We start from the raw sequence: 17917 nt of genomic DNA, 5'->3' as shown, positions 1-17917 counted from the left end.
GCGCTGTTTCCCCGTCAGGAGATACGACCGATGACCACCGCGCCCTTGCTTGACATCCAGACGGTTCAGAGAGTGCGCAAGGGGGCCATTCTGGTCGCCCTGCTGGCGTTGATAGGCCTGTCGATCGTCACCCAGTCGATCGGCGGGGTTGATGGCAGCTGGCACGAGACCGTGGAGGCCATCGGCCTTGGTGCGATCATTTTGTCGATCGTCGGTCGCGCCTGGTGCTCGCTCTATATCGGCGGGCGCAAGAAGGCCGAGATCGTGGATCGCGGGCCGTATTCGATCAGCCGCAATCCGCTCTATGTGTTCAGCTTCTTCGGCGCATTCGGCATGGGGGCCCAGACGGGCAGCCTGACCATCGCCGGCCTGTTCGTCGTGGCGGCGTTTCTGGTCTTCCTGCTCACAGTCCAGCACGAGGAAGCCTTTCTGTCGCGCGAATTCGGGGCGGTCTATGCGGCTTACAGGGCCCGTGTGCCGCGGTTCGGGCCGCGTTTCTCGCTGTGGCGTGACGAGACCGAGCTGACCATTCGACCGGCCTTCTTCCTGCTGACGATCCGCGACGGCCTGGTCTTCCTGCTGGCCCTGCCGATCTTCGAACTGATCGACATGGGGCAGGCACAGGGCTGGCTGCGGGTATTCGCACACCTGCCCTGATCGTCAGCCGTCGCTGCGGATATCCAGTTTCAGCCCCATGATCTCTGCCAGGGCCTTGCCGCGCTTGCGGGTCTGCTCGCCCAGCAGGGCGTGCGCATAGCCGTCCGATGCGCTGAGGATCAGGTGGCCGTCCTCGACGGCGGCTCGCACATTGACCAGCAGGCTTGGAGACCGGCCCGACAGGTCGCAGGCCAGGCGGATGGCGATACCCAGGGTTCGAGCCTTGCGGCGTTGATCCTCGCTCAGCAGGCGGTCGATGATCGCCGGCTGGGGGGTGGACGCTCCGCCGCCATATCGGGCGTTGATCGCGGTTGCCAGCCAGGCCCGCTCGGCATGGGTCTGTCCGGGCACGGGCGCGCGCAGAACCTGGTCGAAGGCCAGTTCGACGCGGTGATCGACATGAAGCCGGGCCCCGATGTCGGCGACGCGACAGGCGGCGTCGGCCAGAACGACGTCCCGCTCCGCGCTGAAGGCGACGGGCAGGGTGTCGAGCAACGGCTGGACCCAGGCGTGCAGCACGCCTGGCAGGGCAGGCGATATCCCCTGACGCACGCCCAGGGAGGTGCAGCCTGCCAGCAGGGGATCGTCAGCGGCGACGTCGGGCTCCAGCGCCTCGAACAGCAGGCCCTCGCGCACGCCCCAGGCCGACAGCACGATCCGCTTCAGCCCCAGCCTTTCGATCAGGCCGTCCAGCACCAGGGCGGCATAGGGCAGGGTCTCGGCCCGTTTTTTCGACAGACCGGGCCAGGCCTCCAGCGAAGCCTTCGATGAACGCGACACCAGGCGCGCGATGTCGCGGGCGTCGGTGGCCGCCAGCTCGTACTGATGCACGACCTTCAGCGGGTAGCGGGCATGCGACATGTGCACCTGGGCGAGCGTCCGCCAGGCCCCGCCGACCGCATAAAGGGTGTCGGTGGTGAAATCCGGCGCGGCCTTCAGCCGTTTGGCGATCAGGTCGCGGACCCGGTCGGCATCGAACCCGGCCGGATCGGCCAGGGAGAACGGCCCCAGCGGCAGGGTTACGCCGCGCTGCACCTGACCATCGCCGATGCGGGTCAGCTCCAGACTGGCCCCGCCGAGGTCGGCCGAGACACCCTTTGCATCGGGGATGCCGGCCAGGACGCCCAGGGCGGCATACCGGGCCTCGTCCTCGCCGGACAGGACGCGGACCTGAAGCCCCGTCTCGGCGGCGACCTGATCGCAGAAGGCCTGGCCATCCTTGGCCTCACGCACGGCGGCGGTGGCGGCGACGAAGACATGGGCGGGCTGCACCGCTTCGATGACGGCGGCAAATCTCTTGAGCGCCGTCAGGGACTGGGCCGCTCCGGTGACGGAAAGTTTGCCAGTGGTCGACAGGTCGCGCCCCAGCCCGGCCAGGACCTTTTCGTTGAACACGGTCCAGATGGCCCGGCCTTCCAGCCGGTACAGCACCAGACGCACCGAGTTGGAGCCGATATCGACGGCGGCGACGTCTTGCGGCGCGCCGAGGGCAGACGAAAGGGCGTCGATCATCAACGCTTCTTCCGCGTGGGCGTATAGCTGAGGTTCTGCGGCCGGGTCTTCACCTTGCGGCCCCGTCCCGACAGGCTGGGGTTGGTCATGAAGTATTTGTGCGCCGAGAAGCCGTGTTCCGCATCCGCAGGCTGGACCCGGCGATAAGAGCCATCCGGCTCCAGCACCCAGCTCTGGATGTCGTCCTTCAGATTGGCGACCATGATCTGATCCAGCACCTGGTCGTGGACCGTGGCGTTCAGCACGGGCGTCATCAGTTCGACCCGGCGGTCCAGGTTGCGGTTCATCCAGTCCGCGGAGGAGATGAACAGCTTGGCCTTGTCGTGCGGTAGGTCGCGGCCGTTGGCGAAGGCGACGATGCGGCTGTGCTCCAGAAAGCGACCGACAATCGACTTGACCCGGATGTTGTCGCTGAGGCCCGGCACGCCGGGGCGCAGACAGCAGATGCCGCGGATGACCAGTTCGATCCGCACCCCCCACTGGCTGGCGCGGTACAGGGCGTCGATGACCTCCGGATCGACCAGGGAGTTCATCTTGGCCCAGATGGCAGCGGGCTTGCCCTTGGCGGCGGCGGCCATCTCTTTGCCAATCAGGTCGATCAGGGTCGATTTCATGTTCAGCGGCGAGACGACCAGCGCCTCCAGCTCGTCCGGCTGGGCATAGCCGGTGATGTAGTTGAACACCCGCGAGGCATCGCGCGCCAGGATCGGATTGCAAGAGAACAGCGACAGGTCGGTGTAAACCCGCGCCGTCACCGGGTGATAGTTGCCGGTGCCGAAGTGGCAGTAGGTGCGCAGGGCATCCGCCTCGCGCCGGACCACCACGCTCAGCTTGGCGTGGGTCTTGTACTCCACGAAGCCGAAGACGACGTGGACGCCCGCCCGCTCCATGGCCCGGGCCCAGCGCAGATTGGCCTCCTCGTCGAAGCGTGCCTTGATCTCGACCAGGGCGGTGACGTTCTTGCCATTCTCGGCCGCCTCGATCAGGGCCGCGACGATCGGGCTGTCCTTGGAGGTCCGGTACAGGGTCTGCTTGATGGCGATGACGTTCGGGTCGCGCGCGGCCTGGCGCAGGAACTGGACCACCACGTCGAAGCTCTCGAACGGGTGGTGGATCAGCATGTCCTTCTCGCGGATCGCCGCGAAGATGTCGCCGCCGTTGTCGCGTACCCGCTCCGGGTAGCGGGGCTCATAGCCCTTGAACTTCAGGTCCGGATGGCCACCGGCGATCAGGTCCGAGACCTGGGCCAGACCCAGCATGCCATCCACAATCACGACGTCCTGGGGAGCCGCATCCAGTTCGTCGGTGATGAAGGTGCGCAGGTCGTCGGGCATGGACGCCTCGATCTTGATGCGCACGACCGAGCCCATGCGGCGCTGCTTCAACGCCTCCTCGAACTCCATGACCAGGTCTTCGGCCTCTTCCTCGATCTCGATGTCGCTGTCGCGGATCAGGCGAAAGACCCCGCGCTCCAGCACGTCACAGCCGGGGAAAAGGTGGTCGATGAAGAGCGTCAGCAGGCTCTCCAGCGTGAGATAGCGGCTGCGGCCGGGAGTGGAGCGCCCGTCGGTGGCCAGCGGCCAGAACCGCTTCACCTGGGCTGGAACGGGCACCAGGGCATACAGGGTCCGGTTGTCCCGCCGCCGTTTCAGCTTCAAGGCCAGCGAGAAACCGAGGTTGGGCAGAAAGGGAAACGGGTGGGCCGGATCGATGGCCATCGGCGTCAGAACGGCAAAGAGCTGGTTCAGGAACTCCGGCTCCAGCCGCTCGCGCTCGGTCTTGGTGATCTTGTCGGCATCGACCACCTCGATTCCGGCATGCGCCATTTCCTTGCGCAACTGACGCCAGCGTAGCTGCTGCTCATCCATCAGGGCGCCGGCTGCCGTGCTGACCTTCTCCAGGGCCTCGGCAGGGGTCAGACCGTCGGCCGAAACGACGCGTACCCGCTCGCGCACCTGTCCCTTCAGCCCGGCGACGCGGGTCATGAAGAACTCGTCCAGATTATTGGCCGAGATGGACAGGAAGCGCAGTCGCTCCAGCAGCGGGTGGCCCGGGTTGGCGGCCTCTTCCAGCACGCGGCTGTTGAAGGCCAGCCACGAAATCTCGCGGTTGAAGAAGCGCTCGGGCGAGGCCATCAGCGCCTCGGACAGCTCCTGCTGGGGTGCGCGGGAGGAGGGGACTTCCTCGCCGGTGGTGGCGTCATGGATCCGCGTGTCGGTCATGGCCCGGTTCTGACCCGTCGCGGGCGCGGCTGCAACCATGGAAAGACGACACGAAAACGCCGCCCGGTCGCAGGACCGGGCGGCGCATCATCCGTGTACAGAAGGCTACCAGCTCCAGGCGTCGCGGATCACTTCGATGATGTAGCCGTCATACTGGTCGATCAGATAGATGTTGTTGTCGACCAGCACCCAGCGCGTGCCCTCGGGTGGATAGCCCAGCCCATAAGTGCGCCAGTCGTTCAGCTGATACCGCCAGAACGTCGTCGGCAGATACTCACCCACGCGGTAGTCGCGGTTATAGTAGCTGCGCGGCACGCTGTAGTAGCCATAGCCGGGCGCGAAATAGAAGCCGATCCTCAGGCCGCTGTAGCCCCGGAAACGCCGGTCGTTACGCCACCAGTGGCGATCGCGGTTCTGATACCAGTTCTGGCGCCACTGCTCGCTGTTGAAGCGACGACGGAACTCCCGGTGATTGCGGTCACGGTCGCGGTCGTTGTTCCAGCCGGGACGGTCGGGACGATCCGGCCTGTTCGGGCGGTCGGGCCTGTCGGGCCGGTCCGGTCTATCAGGCCTGTCAGGGCGGTCCGGCCTATCTGGACGGTCTGGACGAGGACGATCCGGTCTGTCGGGCCGATCCGGACGGTCCGGCCTGTCGGGGCGCGGCCTGTCGGGTCGGTCAGGTCTGTCCGGGCGATCTGGCCTGTCGGGGCGCGGCCTTTCTGGACGATCTGGTCGGTCGGGTCTGTCGGGACGCTCCGGCCTTTCCGGTCGATCAGGGCGGGGTGTGCTGGGCCGCTCAGGAGTCTGCGGACGGTCAGGCCTTTCCGGGCGTGGCCGCTCTGGGCGCTCCGTTCGTGGGCGTTCAGCTCTGGGTTCCTGAGGGCGCTCGGTGCGTTGCCGTTCACCGCGCGATCCACGATCGCCACTACTAACGCGGCCATCCTGATTTACACGGGCTTCCCGGTCCTGGGCCAGAACAGCCATGGGGGCTGCCGCCGGGACAGCAAACGAAGCGACCGCAGCCGCCATCAACAATGACCGTTTCATCGTCTTCCTGATCTCCGCACACCCAGTGGGTGGCTTGGACAGAGGATCGGTGTTTTCGCATGAACCCAGACTGAACGACGGTCCGTCATTTCTTACGCTTTCGTCATGAAAACGCCCCGCCGACAGAGATCGACGGGGCGCTTCAACTCTACTGTGCCCGATTTAGAAGACGCCGGACAGTACGCTTGCGATCAGGCCAGATGCGACGGCGATAAGGACGATGTCGTTGCCGGCATGGACGTAGCGATAGCCACGCGGGGCCGGACGCAGGCCGTAGACGTAGGGATCGTTCACGTAATAGCCGCGATAGGCCGAGGGCAGGTAGCTGCCGCGCGTCCAGCGCGTGTTGTAGTAGCGCGGCTCAACCCGATAGTAGCCCCGGTTCGGGGCGTACCAGTAACCCTGGCGGGCACCGCGATAGTCGCGGAAGTCGGCGCGGCCTTGCCACCAGTTGCGATTGTTGCGGTCATACCGGCGCTCCTGACGGAAGTCCCGGCGGTCATCGCGGCGATCTTCGCGGAAGTCCCGACGGTCGTCCCGGCGGTCACGGCGGTACTCGCCGCGGTTGCGATAGTCGCCTTGGCGGAAGTCGCGACGGTCGTCGCGGCGCTCCTGACGGAACTCGCGGCGGTCGTCACGGCGTTCCTGGCGGTATTCGCGGCGGTCACCCCGGTCCTGGGCCGCAGCGGCCACTGGAATGGCGGTCGTCGCCATGGCCACGGCGATGACGGCGGCCTTGGTAAAACGGTTCATGATCGTTCTCCTTTACTCGGGTCGGCGACGGAAAAGGCGATCCGGCCCGTTTGATAACCAAACTTCGCGCGCGGCCGATGAACTGTGCCTGAATGGGTCTGTCAGCTTGCGCGGGTGCGGCACCATGCCCAGATGGCAAGGTGAACAGGAGCCGCGCCATGACCACCGCCCCCATCCAGCTCTGGTACTGGCCCACGCCCAACGGCTGGAAGGTGTCGATCGCGCTGGAGGAGATGGGCCTGCCGTACGAGGTAAAGCCGGTGAATATCGGCACGGGCGAACAGTTCGAACCTGCCTTTCAGGCCATCAGCCCCAACGGCCGCATGCCCGCTATCGTCGATCCCGACGGGCCGGACGGCCTGCCGCTATCGATCTTCGAGTCAGGCGCGATCCTGCAATATCTGGCGACCAAGTCCGGCCAGTTCTACGCCAAGGATGCCCGAGGCCGGGCCGAGATCGACCAGTGGCTGTTCTGGCAGGTCGGCGGCCTTGGTCCCATGGCAGGGCAGACGCATCATTTCCGCCAGTATGCGCCCGCCATCATCAAGGATCAGCGCCAGATCGCCTATGGCGTGCGACGCTACACGGACGAGACCCACCGTCTCTACGGCGTGCTGGACCGCCGCCTGGCCGATCGCGATTTCGTCGCCGGGGCCTATTCCATCGCCGACATGGCTATCTGGCCCTGGATCCTGCCCGAGCATCAGGGTCAGAACATCGATGAGTTTCCGAACCTGAAGGCCTGGCTGGCGCGTGTCGGCGAACGACCGGCGGTGATCAAGGGAAGGGCCGTCGGCGATGAACTACGTGCCAATCTGGCCGCCAGCGGCAAGGCGGCCGAGGAGGCCCGCAAGGTGCTGTTCGGACAGCGTGGTCGTTAAGCTCTCGCCAACGACTGTAAACGCCGGGTTTCCAACAGATTTCAGCTTGATGAAGGTGGGCTGACATCTTCATTTTGGCTTTACGAAAAACATCTTCGCCACCGTTTGGCCGTTAACATTAACTTCAAACCACGGGTATCTTATCGGCGTCACAGGAAGGGCCAGAAAGGCCGGTTCCAGGAGACACGGTGATGATCGCGCAAGAAACCGCGCCTGACGCAATCCACGAGCAGGGCCTGCCCCTGCCGACGGCCGACATGAGCGGGGACGACCTGTTCCGGCTGGGCATGATGTATTCGACGGGCCAGAACGGCTGCCCCATCGACCGCGTCTCGGCCCACATGATCTTCAACCTCGCCTCCATGAAGGGCTCGATCGAAGCGCGCGTTTATCGCCGCGAAATGTCGAACGAGATGGAGCGCGAGGAAATCTCGGAAGCTCAGAAGGCGGCTCGCCGCTGGATCGACGCGGGCGTGGTCAGCCTCGCAGCCTGAGGCGGCAGCCTGCAGACGAGCGTTAGCGCCCCAACCCGCGCTCAAGCAGCGAGCGACCGCGTCGCGAGCGTTAGCGCCTCTAAAACTGCTGATACTGCCCGCCCAGCGCATAGGTGAAGCCCACTGGCAGGGCATTGCGGAACTGGGTCACGAAGTTGGCAACTTCGCCCAGCGTCGTGCGCGGCACGAACAGGATGTCGCCCCGCCGCAGGGCGATGACCTCGCCCCGACGAGGCCGCAAGTCCGCCGCCCGCAGCATACGCGTCCCACCGCGACCGCGCCGGATCAAAGCCACCTCCTGCTGGCGCGCCGTGGGCAGGAAGTCCCCGGCCTGGATGATGGCCTGATAGGCGTCCAGGTCGCCGCTCATCTCGATCATGCCGGGCGTGCGGACCTCACCCCCGACCCAGACGCGGATCGGTCCGGCGGTCTTCAGCGTCACCTCGACCATCGGCCGTCTCAACTGGCTGGCATAGGCACTGGATGCATCGGCCTCCAGTTCTGCAATGGTCCGATCCGCCGCCATCAACTGGCCGACCAGGGGCAGGGACACACGTCCGTCCGGTCCGATCCGCTGGGTCCGGGTCAGTTCGGTGGCCGTCGGGGTCGCGATCTCGATCTCGTCCCCGGGATACAGGACGTATTCCTGCTCGGCGTCGCTCCATTCGGAAAAGCCGATTTCCGGAAAGCTGTTGCGGTCCAGGGTCTGGACGCGATTGCCGCCGGGCTCGGTGCCCGGGCCCATCAGGCGCGAGGCCATGCCGCCCGTGCTTGCGCAGCCACCGACCATTCCGGTGGTGAGGGCACCCATGCCGAACAGAAGCAGGCGGCGGTCTATGGGCATGGCAGAATCGGTCCTGAAGGCGATGTCGAAACACAGGTTAGCGGACATGGGTAACCATCAGTTAACGCCGGTGGCCCAAGGCTGATCATCACAGTCCGATTTGATGGAATCAGTGCGCGCCATGCGTTCGACGGCCTACACCACAGCCCGCCCGCGCTACGGCTTCATGGACGTCGTGGGCCTGCTGTTCCGCGAGCTGATGCTGATGATCGCGGTCTTCCTGCTGATCTTCGCCATCGGGGCCGCCGTCGTCCTGACGATGAAGAAGACCTATACCTCGACTGCCAGCATCTATGCCGGCGTGGGTCAGGAATATGCTTATCAGGCCCGGGTCGGCACGATCACCGAGCGGGGCCAGACCCTGGAGTCCGACGCCGTCGCCCAGTCAGAAGCCGCCATCTTAAACAGCCTGGGCGTCAAGCGTCGCGCTGTCGAGGTGCTCGGCCCCGCCGCCGTCCTGGGTCCCAAAGCCAAGGGCACACGCGCCGAACAGGTGACGGCAGCGGTCAAGGCCATCGACGGCGGTCTTGGCGTCGGCGTCACGCCGGGTAGTGCCATCATCTCCGTCTCTTACGAAAGCGGCGACCCGGAACGCGCGGCCACCGTGCTGAATGCCGTCATCGACCAGTATCTGGTCCAGCGCCGAACCCTTTTCCGCGACCGCGCAGCCCCCGCCATCGCCAGCCAGCGCGAGGCCTTCGAGGATGAACTGGGCGACGCCGATGCCGCCTATGAAAACTTCCTGCGCACCAACAACATCGGCGACTTCGCCACGGCCAAGGCGACCCTGGCCGCGACCTATCAGACGACCTATGCCGAGACCCTGTCGGTTCGCGCCCAGCTTAGCCAGGCGTCGCAGCGGCTGGCCACCCTGGAGCGCCAGCTGGCCCAGCAGCCGGCTGAGGTCGTCCTGCAGCAGGATCTGAACGTCCAGGCCCAGGACCAGATCCTGACCCTGCGCACCCAGCGCGAGAACCTGCTGGCGCGCTATAACGAAGACGCTCAGCCGGTCCGCGATCTGGACGAGCAGATCGCCCAGCTTCAGGCCTATGTGGCCACTGGAACCACGGTCGGTGCGCGCGAGGTCCGCACGGGCCCCAGCACCATCTTCACCGAGATCGAGACGACCCGCATCAACGCCGCCGCCGACCGCGATGCCCTGCGCGCGCGCCTCGGCATTCTGGAGGGTCAGCTGGCGCAGCTGCGCGCCCGCCAGGCCGAGCTGACCCAGCTGGAATCGACCAACGCCAATCTGGCCGGCAACCGCGAGGTCCTGACCGCCTCCATCCGCGACTTCCAGCAGCGCGAGAGCGCCGCCCGCGCCGACAGTGCCCTGGTCGCCGCCGGGGCCGACAACGTCAATGTCATCGCCCGGGCAGAAGCACCGACGCGGGGCACCAGTTTGAAACTGCCCCTGCTGGCCGCCGCCTTCCTGTTTGCGGGCTTGACGGCCCTGTGTGTGGGTCTGCTGCGGGTCTTCACCCGGCGCGGCTATCCGACGCCGGCGACCGTCGGGCGGACCATGGACCTGCCGGTCCTGGCCGTCGCGCCGATGAAGACCGCGCCGCGCGGCGCATGATAGGCTTCAAGCCTGTCGTGAGCGCGTAACGATTCGCATGGTCGATCTGACATCCGAAATGGCAGCCCTCTGGGCGGCGCTGGGACCCGCGCCGGGCCATCGCGGACGTGTGATCCAGATCGCGGCGGCCAACTCTGGCGAAGGCGTCTCCACTGTGGCCCGCGAATACGCCCGGCTGGCGGCGGTCCGGGCGCGCAAGCCCGTCTGGCTGATCGATGCCGACCTGGCCCAGCAGGGACAGCTGGACGCCGTGGCCCAGTCGCCGGACCGCTTCGGCAAGCTGGGCAAGGCAGCGATCGCCACACCCGACGGCTCCAACTTCTATGCGGTGACGCCCCGCATCATGGATCGTGGCGGACGACCCGTGCATCCGGCGCGTCTGCTGACCGCGCGACCCTGCTTGGGCGGGCGTCTTTGGGTCACCAAGTTCGCGGCCGAGGCCCTGCGGGCGGGTCAGCGCGCCGAGGCCATCGGTGACCCCCGTTACTGGGACGCCCTGCGTCGCCATGCCGATACGGTGGTGATCGATGCCCCGGCCGCGGACCGCAACGACCTGTCCATCACCCTGGCCCCCATCGTCGACTCGACCGTGATCGTGGTGGCGGCGGGCAGCACGGCCCCTAACGAGCCCCTGATCTTGCGCGACGAAATCGAGGCCGCCGGTGGCAGGATTGCCGGCGTCGTCGTCAACCGCTCGACCTACGACCCACCGGCTTTCCTGAAGAAGCTGGCGGGCTAGCCCTTCGCTCGCTCCAGCCTGGCCAGTTCCCGCGCCCCGTAAAAGTGCGGCTCGAACCCTTTCATCCAGAACAGCTTTCCGACGCCGCGTGCGGTCCGGTCATACATCTCTGCACGGCGTGGGCTTCGGACGACGGCCAGCGCGACAGAGCCCGCGCCCCACACCACAGCCTGCGCTGCCCCGATCAGCATCCACCGCGCCACGCCTGGCCAATCCTTTGCCGCCGCTGCCGTCTGGCTGGGCCCCTGGCCATAGGCGAAGGCGCGGGCCAGGGCATAGCGCAGGGTGGCCCGGTGAGGGGGCGCGAACTCCTCGACCCAGGCGTCCGCCGCCCAGCCGAATCGACCGCCACGCGCCGACAGGGCTGCGAACAGGGCATCATCCTCGCCGCCCGCCTGATCCGAGGACGTGTTGAATGGGGCCGGGCCGGGCAGGGCGGTCGCCCTTACCATCAGGGAGTTGCCGCACCCCCAGGGATGGTCGATCACCTGCGTCGTCGTCGGACCGTGACGCCCGAAGAACCGCTCCAGATAGGGCTGCAACCAAGGCTCCGCCGAGGGAGCCCGCCCTGTGATGGGGCCGAACACCACATCGGCACCCGTCTGCGTCTGTCCCTCCAGCAAGGCCGCCAGCCAGCCGGGCGAGGCGACCTCGTCGTCGTCCAGAAAGGCGATCAGCGCTGCCTGGGTCGCTGCCAGCCCGGCATTCCGCGCCGTGGCCACGCCCGGCACCGGTGCATGGACATAGTTCAGGGGCCAGGGTGTCTCGGCCTGCAGACTCTCGACCAGATCGCGTGCTGAGCCCGTCGGGTCGTTATCGACCACCACGACCTGGCCGACCCGATCCCCGACAGACTGTTGGGCGAAGACCGAGCGCAGCGCATCGCGCAGGCCGTCGGGCCGTCGCAGGGTCGGGATGATGACAGCGACATCACCCGCCATCAGATCGCATCCGCATAGAGGGCCGCGCGGTACAGGCGCAGCGAGAAGGCTCGCGCCTTGACCGGTAGCCAGGTCGCCTCGGCCCCGCCGCGCATCATGCGCCGCCACAGCGGCAGGCCGGGCACGCGTTTCAACAGCCGCGCCACCTTGTGGCTGGGATAGGCCGCGACGATCTCCGGGTGGCGCTGGACCATGCGGGCGAAGTTGGGGGCCGACTGCTCGTATTTGCCGGCCAGCGACTGGACCGTATCCAGCCCCATATGCGTGGCCGGATTGTCGATGTGCAGCACCTCGAACCGCCGCGCCACCCGCATGGCCCACTCCACATCTTCCCACCCCCAGCCGGTGAAGCCGGGATCGAAGGCCTCGGCTTCGAACACATCGCGCCGGACCAGCAGGTTGGAGGTGTAGACGTATTTTTCGGGCTGCCTGGCCCGCTCGGTATGGGCCACGCACTCGGATGCGGTCGCCAGCGCCCGGTGCACCGCGAACTTCGCAGCGGTCGGGGCCTGCAACAGGGAGAAGCCGCCGAACGCCACCGCGGGATCCCGCGTCTGCACCAGCTCCGCCCAGGTCCTCAGGAAACGGTCGTTGTCCGGTCGCATGTCGCTGTCCAGAAACAGCAGCGTGCCCCCCCGCGCCGCCGAGGCCAGCCGGTTGCGCCCGATCGCACGCCCCTCGTTGGCGGCGAGGGTGATCAGGCAGACGGGGAGGGTGAGGCTCGCCAGTTGCTGTGTCAGCCGCGCGGTCAGAGCCGCATCGCTGGTACCGTCATCCAGCAGGATGATCTCGACCGAACCTGCCAGCGCAGCCGCCTCGCGCTCCAGCATGGCCAGCAGTTCGCTCGGGTCGTCCCGCAGGAAGGGCGTCAGGACAGACAGCCGCGGCTCCGCGGCCTGCCACGTCGGGCTGAAGGTCAGATGCGCGCTCATGCCGCCGCGCCCCGTGCCCGCAGGCGCGCGGCCAGACCCAGCGCTACATCTCGTATGCCTGACGCATTCAGCATCAGGGCTACCGCCGCATAGACCACGCCCCCGACCGCCGCATCCATCACCAGTTCCGCGAACCCGCCGATGGCGGGCAGGGCCATCATCGCCAGCGCCATCACCCCTGTCGCGATCAGACAGCGCACCAGGGCGTCCCAGGGCACGGGCAGGGCCACGACCCGCCGCCCGATCAACCAGGTCGCCAGCAGGCCCACGGCAAAACTGGCCGCCGTCGACCAGGCCGCCCCGACCAGTCCGAAGCGCGGCACCAGTATGAAGTTCAGCACGATGTTCAGCACCGCCGGAATGGCCATGGCCCCCAGCAGCCGCTTGGTCTTGCGACCCAGGGTGAAGGCCTGGCCGAAATAATAGGCCGTCAGCCCGAACAGCAGGGCCGACAGGGCGATCCACGGCGTCACGCTGGTGGCCGCCACCCGCAACTCCTCGCCGATCAGCACCTCCGACAGCGGCCGCGCCACCAGTGCCACCCCGGCGGCGGCGGGCAGGCCGATCAGGAAGAAGGTCGAGGCCTGCTCGCGCGCGGCAATCTTCAGCTGGCTCAGCCCCCCGCGCTCCAGCGCCATGACCATGGCCGGCTGACCCGCAGTGCCCAGCCACAGGAACATGACGTCCAGCGTCCGGTTCGCGATGGAATAGCTGGCGTGATAGGCCCCCACCGCCGCCTCATCCATGTAGAAGGCCAGCAGAAACCGGTCGGTCGAGGCCAGCACCACCGTCAGCGCCAGCGACGCCGCGATGGGATAGCCGTAGAGGGCGTATTCTCGGACGCGCGCCCGCTCCAGCCGTCCCCCGGCCCCGTGTTTCAGCTCGCCCGGCAGGATGAAGGGCAGGGCGATCAGCGGGGCCAACCCCAGCCCCAGCAAGGGGGCCGCGCCGCCTGCGCCCGCCAGCGCAAAGCCGATGCCGATGCTCAAGCCGCCGATGGCCACGGCCATGTCCAGACGCGCCGCCTTCGACACCTCGCCCGCCGCCCGGTACCGCTCCTGCGCCAGCTTGACGAAAGCCCGGATCGGACACCCCGACAGCCCCGCCGCCAGGGCAAATTTCAGCAGAGGATCGGCCGGCCACAGCCACAGCACCAGAGCCACCACCGGCACGAAGGCGAGCGTCAGCAGGCCGGCGGCGCGGTACAGGCTGGCGAAATGGCCGATCAGGTCGGCCCCCGGTTTCGACGAGGCCCAGAACCGGGCCATCGAGGCCTCCATCCAGCTGAACACCGCCACATGGGCCAGGGTCAGGACGGAAAACGCCAGCGCATACCGCCCGAAATCCTCCGGGCTCAGCAGGCGCGTGAAGACGATGATGGCCAGAAACCCGACCACGCCCTGCACGATATTGGCGGGCAGATAGCCCCAGACCCCGCGCCAGAACATGGCTCAGCGCACCGCGCTGCCGTCGCCCAGCAGGACGGGCACGGTGATGGCCATGATCCACAGGTCCAGCCAGACCGACTGGCGCTCCACATAGTCGATGTCCAGCTGCACCCGGCGGCGCACATCCTGAGCTGTGTGCAGCGGCCCGCGCGAGCCGTTGACGGCCGCCCAGCCGGTCATGCCCGGCTTGATGCGATGGCGATGGGCATAGTCGGCGACCAGCCGAGCACTCTCGACATGACCGGTCTTCATGCCGATGGCGTGGGGGCGGGGACCGACCAGAGACATCTCGCCGGTCAACACGTTCAGCAGTTGCGGCAGCTCATCCAGGCTGGTCTTGCGGATGAAGCGGCCGATGCGCGTCACCCGGTCGTCGTCCTGGGTGACCTGGCGGCTGGCGGTGGCGTCGGCGGTCTCCTGGCGCATCGACCGAAACTTCCAGACCACGATCTCCTCGTGATTGAAACCATGGCGACGCTGGCGAAAGAAGATCGGCCCTGGGCTGTCCAGCCGGATGGCCATGGCGATCACGGCCATGACGGGAGCCAGCAGGATCAGGGCGATCAGACCCACCACCATGTCCTGAATGCGCTTGTTGAAGGCCCGCCGGTCCGGATCCAACGGGCCCTGAATGTCTGCCAGTGGCGCGGCCGCCAGCCGGTCCAGCGCGCGGTTGGTTTCTTCCGCACCCGTCGGCTCGATCAGCAGGGTCACTTCATTGGGAAGCAGGCTCAATCGGTTGTTGAGCTCGCGCACGCGCGCCTCGGCCTTGGGGTCAATGGCCAGGACGATCCGGTCGACATAGGGCGTCATCTTGTGGCTCAGCAGATCATCCGCCGTCCCCAGCACCGGCACCCCCTCGATGGCCGTCGGCGCGCGCGCCAGCCGGTCGTCGAAGATGCCCAGTACGTTCAGATCGCGCCGTTTCAGCGCCTCCCGGATCAGGCTCTCGGCCCGACGCGTCGCCCCGACCAGCACGATATTGGGCGTCAGAGCGCCGGACGCCCGCCACTTACGCACAAGCTCGCCCCAGCCCATGTGCAGGCCGGTCATGGCGATCAGCGTCAGCGCGATCCAGCTCAGCACCCCGATCCACTGCCCCTGCGGCGCGCCGGTGAAGGCCAGACTGCCCAGGGCCGCGATCCCGCCTATGCCCACGATGGCGATCACCGACGTCAGGTGCGACGAGGCCGACTGCCGCCGCGAAAACCGGTACCGCCCCAGCGACCGCATCAGGGCCAGCACCACCACCGCCCCGATCACATAGGGCGCGACATGGGCGAGGGGGCTTTGAAAGACGCTGTCGGGCGTGCTCAGCGCGGAACAGCCCAGGCTGATCGCCACGATGATCAGAACGTCGAAGGCACGGAAATAATGGGCCGCCAGACGAGAGGCATGTCTTTGACGCGCATTCAGCCAGACATCCGGCCGAAAGGGCCCGCGTCGCGCGGCGCTGTCGTCACCGCGTGACGCCTTCCTGCGACCCTTGGCCAGGGCCTGCAGGCCCACGACCGCCTCCGCCACGGCCTCGCCCGCGACGGCATCCCCGCGAACGGGGTCGGGCATCAGGCGGGCGGCATCGGGCATGAAGCGGGCTTTGAGCGGGCTGCGTCGGAACAGCGCCCATCCTGCCCCACGCGCCCTCACTGTCGCGTTAACAGCCTGATTTTTCATGGAGTGGCGGAGACGCAGGGATTCGAACCCTGGGTACCCCTTACAGGGTACGACGATTTAGCAAACCGTTGCTTTAAGCCACTCAGCCACGTCTCCGGTAAGCGGGTGATTAGCCGAGGGCGATGGCTTGCGCAACGGGGTCCGCAGCGATCTCGCCAACTTGACGCCGCGTGACCTTGGCACGCTTGCATTCCCGGTCTAGGTCCATGTCCTCAACCGGTCTTCAGGACCGATCAGCAGAGGAAACGCACATGCCCGATCTGGCTCAAGTCACCGAACACATCCGCGGCGCCGTGGGCGACAACTCCGGTCTGGGCAAGACCGTGAAGCTGGACCTGGGCGACACCGGCAAGATCTACATCGACGGTGCCTCGGTCCCGAACACCGTGACCAACGAAGACAAGCCCGCCGACGCCACCGTCTCGATGGCCTGGGACGACTTCATGGCCCTGTCGGACGGCAAGCTCGATCCCATGATGGCCTTCATGCAGGGCAAGCTGAAGATCGCCGGCGACATGATGATCGCCCAGAAACTGGCCCCGCTGCTGAAGCGATAAGGCGTCATTCCTCCCCCATCGGGGGAGGTGGCGCGGCGCACCTTCGCGCCGTGACGGAGGGGGCTAATCGCAAGCCGAGTGGTCGGGGCTGGCCCCCTCCACCGCTTCGCGGTCCCCCTCCCCCGATGGGGGAGGAACACCATGGACTTCAAACATTCCGACAAGGCCCTGCACTGGCAGGAGCGCGTGGAGCGCTTTCAGGCCGATCACGTCATCCCGCGTGCCGAGGAATACTGGGCCCAGGTCCATGCCGACCACACCGTCCAGCCCCCCGCCATGGAGGAGATGAAGGCCAAGGCCAAGGAAGCCGGGCTGTGGAACATGTTCCTGCCGGGCGATCACGGCGCGGGTCTGACCAATCTGGAATACGCCCCCCTTGCCGAGATCATGGGCCGTCACCTGTGGTCGGCCGAGGTCTACAACTGCGCCGCCCCCGACACCGGCAATATGGAAGTGCTCCATATGTACGGCAACGAGGACCAGCAGGCCCGCTGGCTCAAGCCGCTGATGGCGGGCGACATCCGCTCCGCCTTCCTGATGACGGAGCCTGAGGTGGCGTCGTCGGACGCGACCAATATCCAGACCTCCATCGTGCGCGACGGCGACGACTATGTGATCAACGGCCGCAAATGGTGGTCGACCAACATGGGCCACCCCAACGTCGCCATCGCCATCGTGATGGGCAAGACCGACACCGGCGCCGCCACCCACCAGCAGCAGTCCCAGATTCTGGTCCCCACCGACACCCCCGGCTTCCGGGTCGAGCGCATGCTGACGGTCTTCGGCTATGACGAACGCCCCATTGGGCACGCGGAGGTCGTGCTGGACAATGTCCGCGTGCCCGCCACCAATCTGATCGCGGGCGAGGGCAGGGGCTTCGAGATCGCCCAGGGGCGCCTCGGGCCAGGCCGTATCCACCACTGCATGCGTACCATCGGCGCCGCCGAACGCGCGCTGGACCTGATGGTCAACCGCCTGCTGACCCGCACGGCCTTCAAGAAGAAGATCGCCGAGCATTCGGTATGGGAACAGCGCGTGGCCGACGCCCGCATCAACATCGAGATGTGCCGCCTGTCGGTGCTCAAGGCCGCCTGGATGATCGATCAGGCTGGAGCCAAGAACGCCAAGTCCGAGATCGCCCAGATCAAGGTCGCCGCCCCGAAGATGGCGCTTCAGGTTATCGACGACGCCATCCAGGCCTTCGGCGGCGCCGGCGTCAGCGGCGACTTCCCCCTGGCCGAACTCTACGCCGGCGTCCGCACGCTGCGCCTCGCCGACGGCCCGGACGAGGTCCACAACCGCACGATCGCGCGGCTGGAGTATGCCAAACACGGGGGGCGCGGGGGCTAGGGCCCTCTCGCCTCGCTCCAGGCCAGACCTTTAGCCCCGGACCCGCAGGCAGGGTGCCGTAGCCAAATCGCTTGTGGGTCCGGGATGACAGTTTGGAACCCGCCGGGCAGCCGACACCGCTGAGAGATTGTGTCCCGGGTTTCTGCACCAAGCGCCGAAAGCGGACGTGCTCAACGTCTGCTGGGGGTGGGAAGCGGACATATCGACCCAAAGGACTTTGGCTGCTACGACAGTCATGTCGCGGGTTGCCCTTGCCTTAACGTTCGCACTAACAGCGTGCGCTGGCA

General features: G+C 66.9%; 16 protein-coding genes and 1 tRNA gene. 7 read left to right on the top strand and 10 right to left on the bottom strand.

Going from position 1 to position 17917, the window contains the following annotated elements; genetic code table 11:
• The first annotated feature begins 30 nt into the window (after window positions 1-30).
• Entirely contained in the window at window positions 31-657 is a 627-nt protein-coding gene (locus AC4PRM_RS00130; RefSeq protein ID WP_492038344.1) for a methyltransferase family protein, read from the top strand.
• A gap of 3 nt (window positions 658-660) precedes the next feature.
• Here AC4PRM_RS00130 and AC4PRM_RS00125 read toward each other — a convergent pair whose 3' ends face one another.
• The 4 genes from AC4PRM_RS00125 to AC4PRM_RS00110 all read right to left on the bottom strand — a co-directional run bounded on the left by AC4PRM_RS00125 (window position 661) and on the right by AC4PRM_RS00110 (window position 6191).
• Window positions 661-2169: a Ppx/GppA phosphatase family protein gene (locus AC4PRM_RS00125; RefSeq protein ID WP_492038343.1), complete on the bottom strand. Its 1509-nt coding sequence runs from the start codon at window positions 2167-2169 to the stop codon at window positions 661-663.
• Complete coding sequence (locus AC4PRM_RS00120; protein ID WP_492038342.1) at window positions 2169-4391, bottom strand: RNA degradosome polyphosphate kinase; 2223 nt, start codon at window positions 4389-4391, stop codon at window positions 2169-2171. The genes AC4PRM_RS00125 and AC4PRM_RS00120 overlap by 1 nt, the downstream gene beginning before the upstream one ends.
• A gap of 105 nt (window positions 4392-4496) precedes the next feature.
• The gene (locus AC4PRM_RS00115; protein ID WP_373255463.1) at window positions 4497-4706 is read right to left on the bottom strand and encodes an RcnB family protein; all 210 of its coding nucleotides are present in this window, start codon (window positions 4704-4706) and stop codon (window positions 4497-4499) included.
• 894 nt (window positions 4707-5600) lie between these two features.
• The gene (locus tag AC4PRM_RS00110) at window positions 5601-6191 is read right to left on the bottom strand and encodes an RcnB family protein (RefSeq protein ID WP_373255459.1); all 591 of its coding nucleotides are present in this window, start codon (window positions 6189-6191) and stop codon (window positions 5601-5603) included.
• 158 nt (window positions 6192-6349) lie between these two features.
• Between AC4PRM_RS00110 and AC4PRM_RS00105 the strand changes: the two genes are divergently transcribed.
• On the top strand, window positions 6350-7072 hold the full coding sequence (locus tag AC4PRM_RS00105; protein ID WP_492038341.1) for a glutathione S-transferase family protein: 723 nt from the start codon (window positions 6350-6352) through the stop codon (window positions 7070-7072).
• A 191-nt stretch (window positions 7073-7263) separates the two neighbouring features.
• Window positions 7264-7566, top strand: a complete 303-nt coding sequence (locus AC4PRM_RS00100) for a sel1 repeat family protein (RefSeq protein ID WP_492038340.1) — start codon at window positions 7264-7266, stop codon at window positions 7564-7566.
• 79 nt (window positions 7567-7645) lie between these two features.
• Here the strand turns inward: AC4PRM_RS00100 and AC4PRM_RS00095 are convergent, their stop codons facing one another.
• Window positions 7646-8410 (bottom strand): polysaccharide biosynthesis/export family protein, encoded by a 765-nt coding sequence (locus AC4PRM_RS00095; RefSeq protein WP_492038339.1) that lies wholly within the window; start codon window positions 8408-8410, stop codon window positions 7646-7648.
• Between the two features lie 121 nt (window positions 8411-8531).
• Here AC4PRM_RS00095 and AC4PRM_RS00090 point away from each other — a divergent pair, with 121 nt between their 5' ends.
• Together AC4PRM_RS00090 and AC4PRM_RS00085 are read left to right on the top strand one after the other, a co-directional pair.
• The gene (locus AC4PRM_RS00090; RefSeq protein WP_492038338.1) at window positions 8532-9989 is read left to right on the top strand and encodes a GumC family protein; all 1458 of its coding nucleotides are present in this window, start codon (window positions 8532-8534) and stop codon (window positions 9987-9989) included.
• A gap of 37 nt (window positions 9990-10026) precedes the next feature.
• Window positions 10027-10728, top strand: coding sequence for a P-loop NTPase family protein (locus tag AC4PRM_RS00085; protein WP_492038337.1), 702 nt, complete (start codon window positions 10027-10029; stop codon window positions 10726-10728).
• Here AC4PRM_RS00085 and AC4PRM_RS00080 read toward each other — a convergent pair.
• The 5 genes from AC4PRM_RS00080 to AC4PRM_RS00060 form a co-directional block, all read right to left on the bottom strand.
• Window positions 10725-11669 carry a glycosyltransferase gene (locus tag AC4PRM_RS00080; RefSeq protein WP_492038336.1) on the bottom strand — a complete coding sequence of 315 codons (945 nt, stop codon included), beginning with the start codon at window positions 11667-11669 and terminating at the stop codon, window positions 10725-10727. The genes AC4PRM_RS00085 and AC4PRM_RS00080 overlap by 4 nt on opposite strands.
• A complete protein-coding gene (locus AC4PRM_RS00075) occupies window positions 11669-12601 on the bottom strand; it encodes a glycosyltransferase family 2 protein (RefSeq protein ID WP_492038335.1) in 933 nt (310 codons plus the stop codon). Before AC4PRM_RS00075 ends, AC4PRM_RS00080 begins: the two co-directional genes overlap by 1 nt.
• Window positions 12598-14049 carry a lipopolysaccharide biosynthesis protein gene (locus AC4PRM_RS00070; protein WP_492038334.1) on the bottom strand — a complete coding sequence of 484 codons (1452 nt, stop codon included), beginning with the start codon at window positions 14047-14049 and terminating at the stop codon, window positions 12598-12600. Before AC4PRM_RS00070 ends, AC4PRM_RS00075 begins: the two co-directional genes overlap by 4 nt.
• Window positions 14050-14052: 3 nt before the next feature.
• Complete coding sequence (locus AC4PRM_RS00065) at window positions 14053-15636, bottom strand: exopolysaccharide biosynthesis polyprenyl glycosylphosphotransferase (RefSeq protein ID WP_492038333.1); 1584 nt, start codon at window positions 15634-15636, stop codon at window positions 14053-14055.
• A 91-nt stretch (window positions 15637-15727) separates the two neighbouring features.
• Window positions 15728-15819 (bottom strand) — tRNA-Ser (locus AC4PRM_RS00060).
• 155 nt (window positions 15820-15974) lie between these two features.
• Here AC4PRM_RS00060 and AC4PRM_RS00055 point away from each other — a divergent pair.
• Window positions 15975-16280: an SCP2 sterol-binding domain-containing protein gene (locus AC4PRM_RS00055; RefSeq protein ID WP_487923315.1), complete on the top strand. Its 306-nt coding sequence runs from the start codon at window positions 15975-15977 to the stop codon at window positions 16278-16280.
• A gap of 141 nt (window positions 16281-16421) precedes the next feature.
• Complete coding sequence (locus AC4PRM_RS00050; protein ID WP_492038332.1) at window positions 16422-17630, top strand: acyl-CoA dehydrogenase family protein; 1209 nt, start codon at window positions 16422-16424, stop codon at window positions 17628-17630.
• Window positions 17631-17917: the final 287 nt, after the last annotated feature.

It is taken from the genome of Brevundimonas sp. DW-iso22 (genome assembly GCF_058725425.1).
Note: the sequence above shows the minus strand (reverse complement) of the source record. Positions and strands in the feature narration are given on the sequence as shown.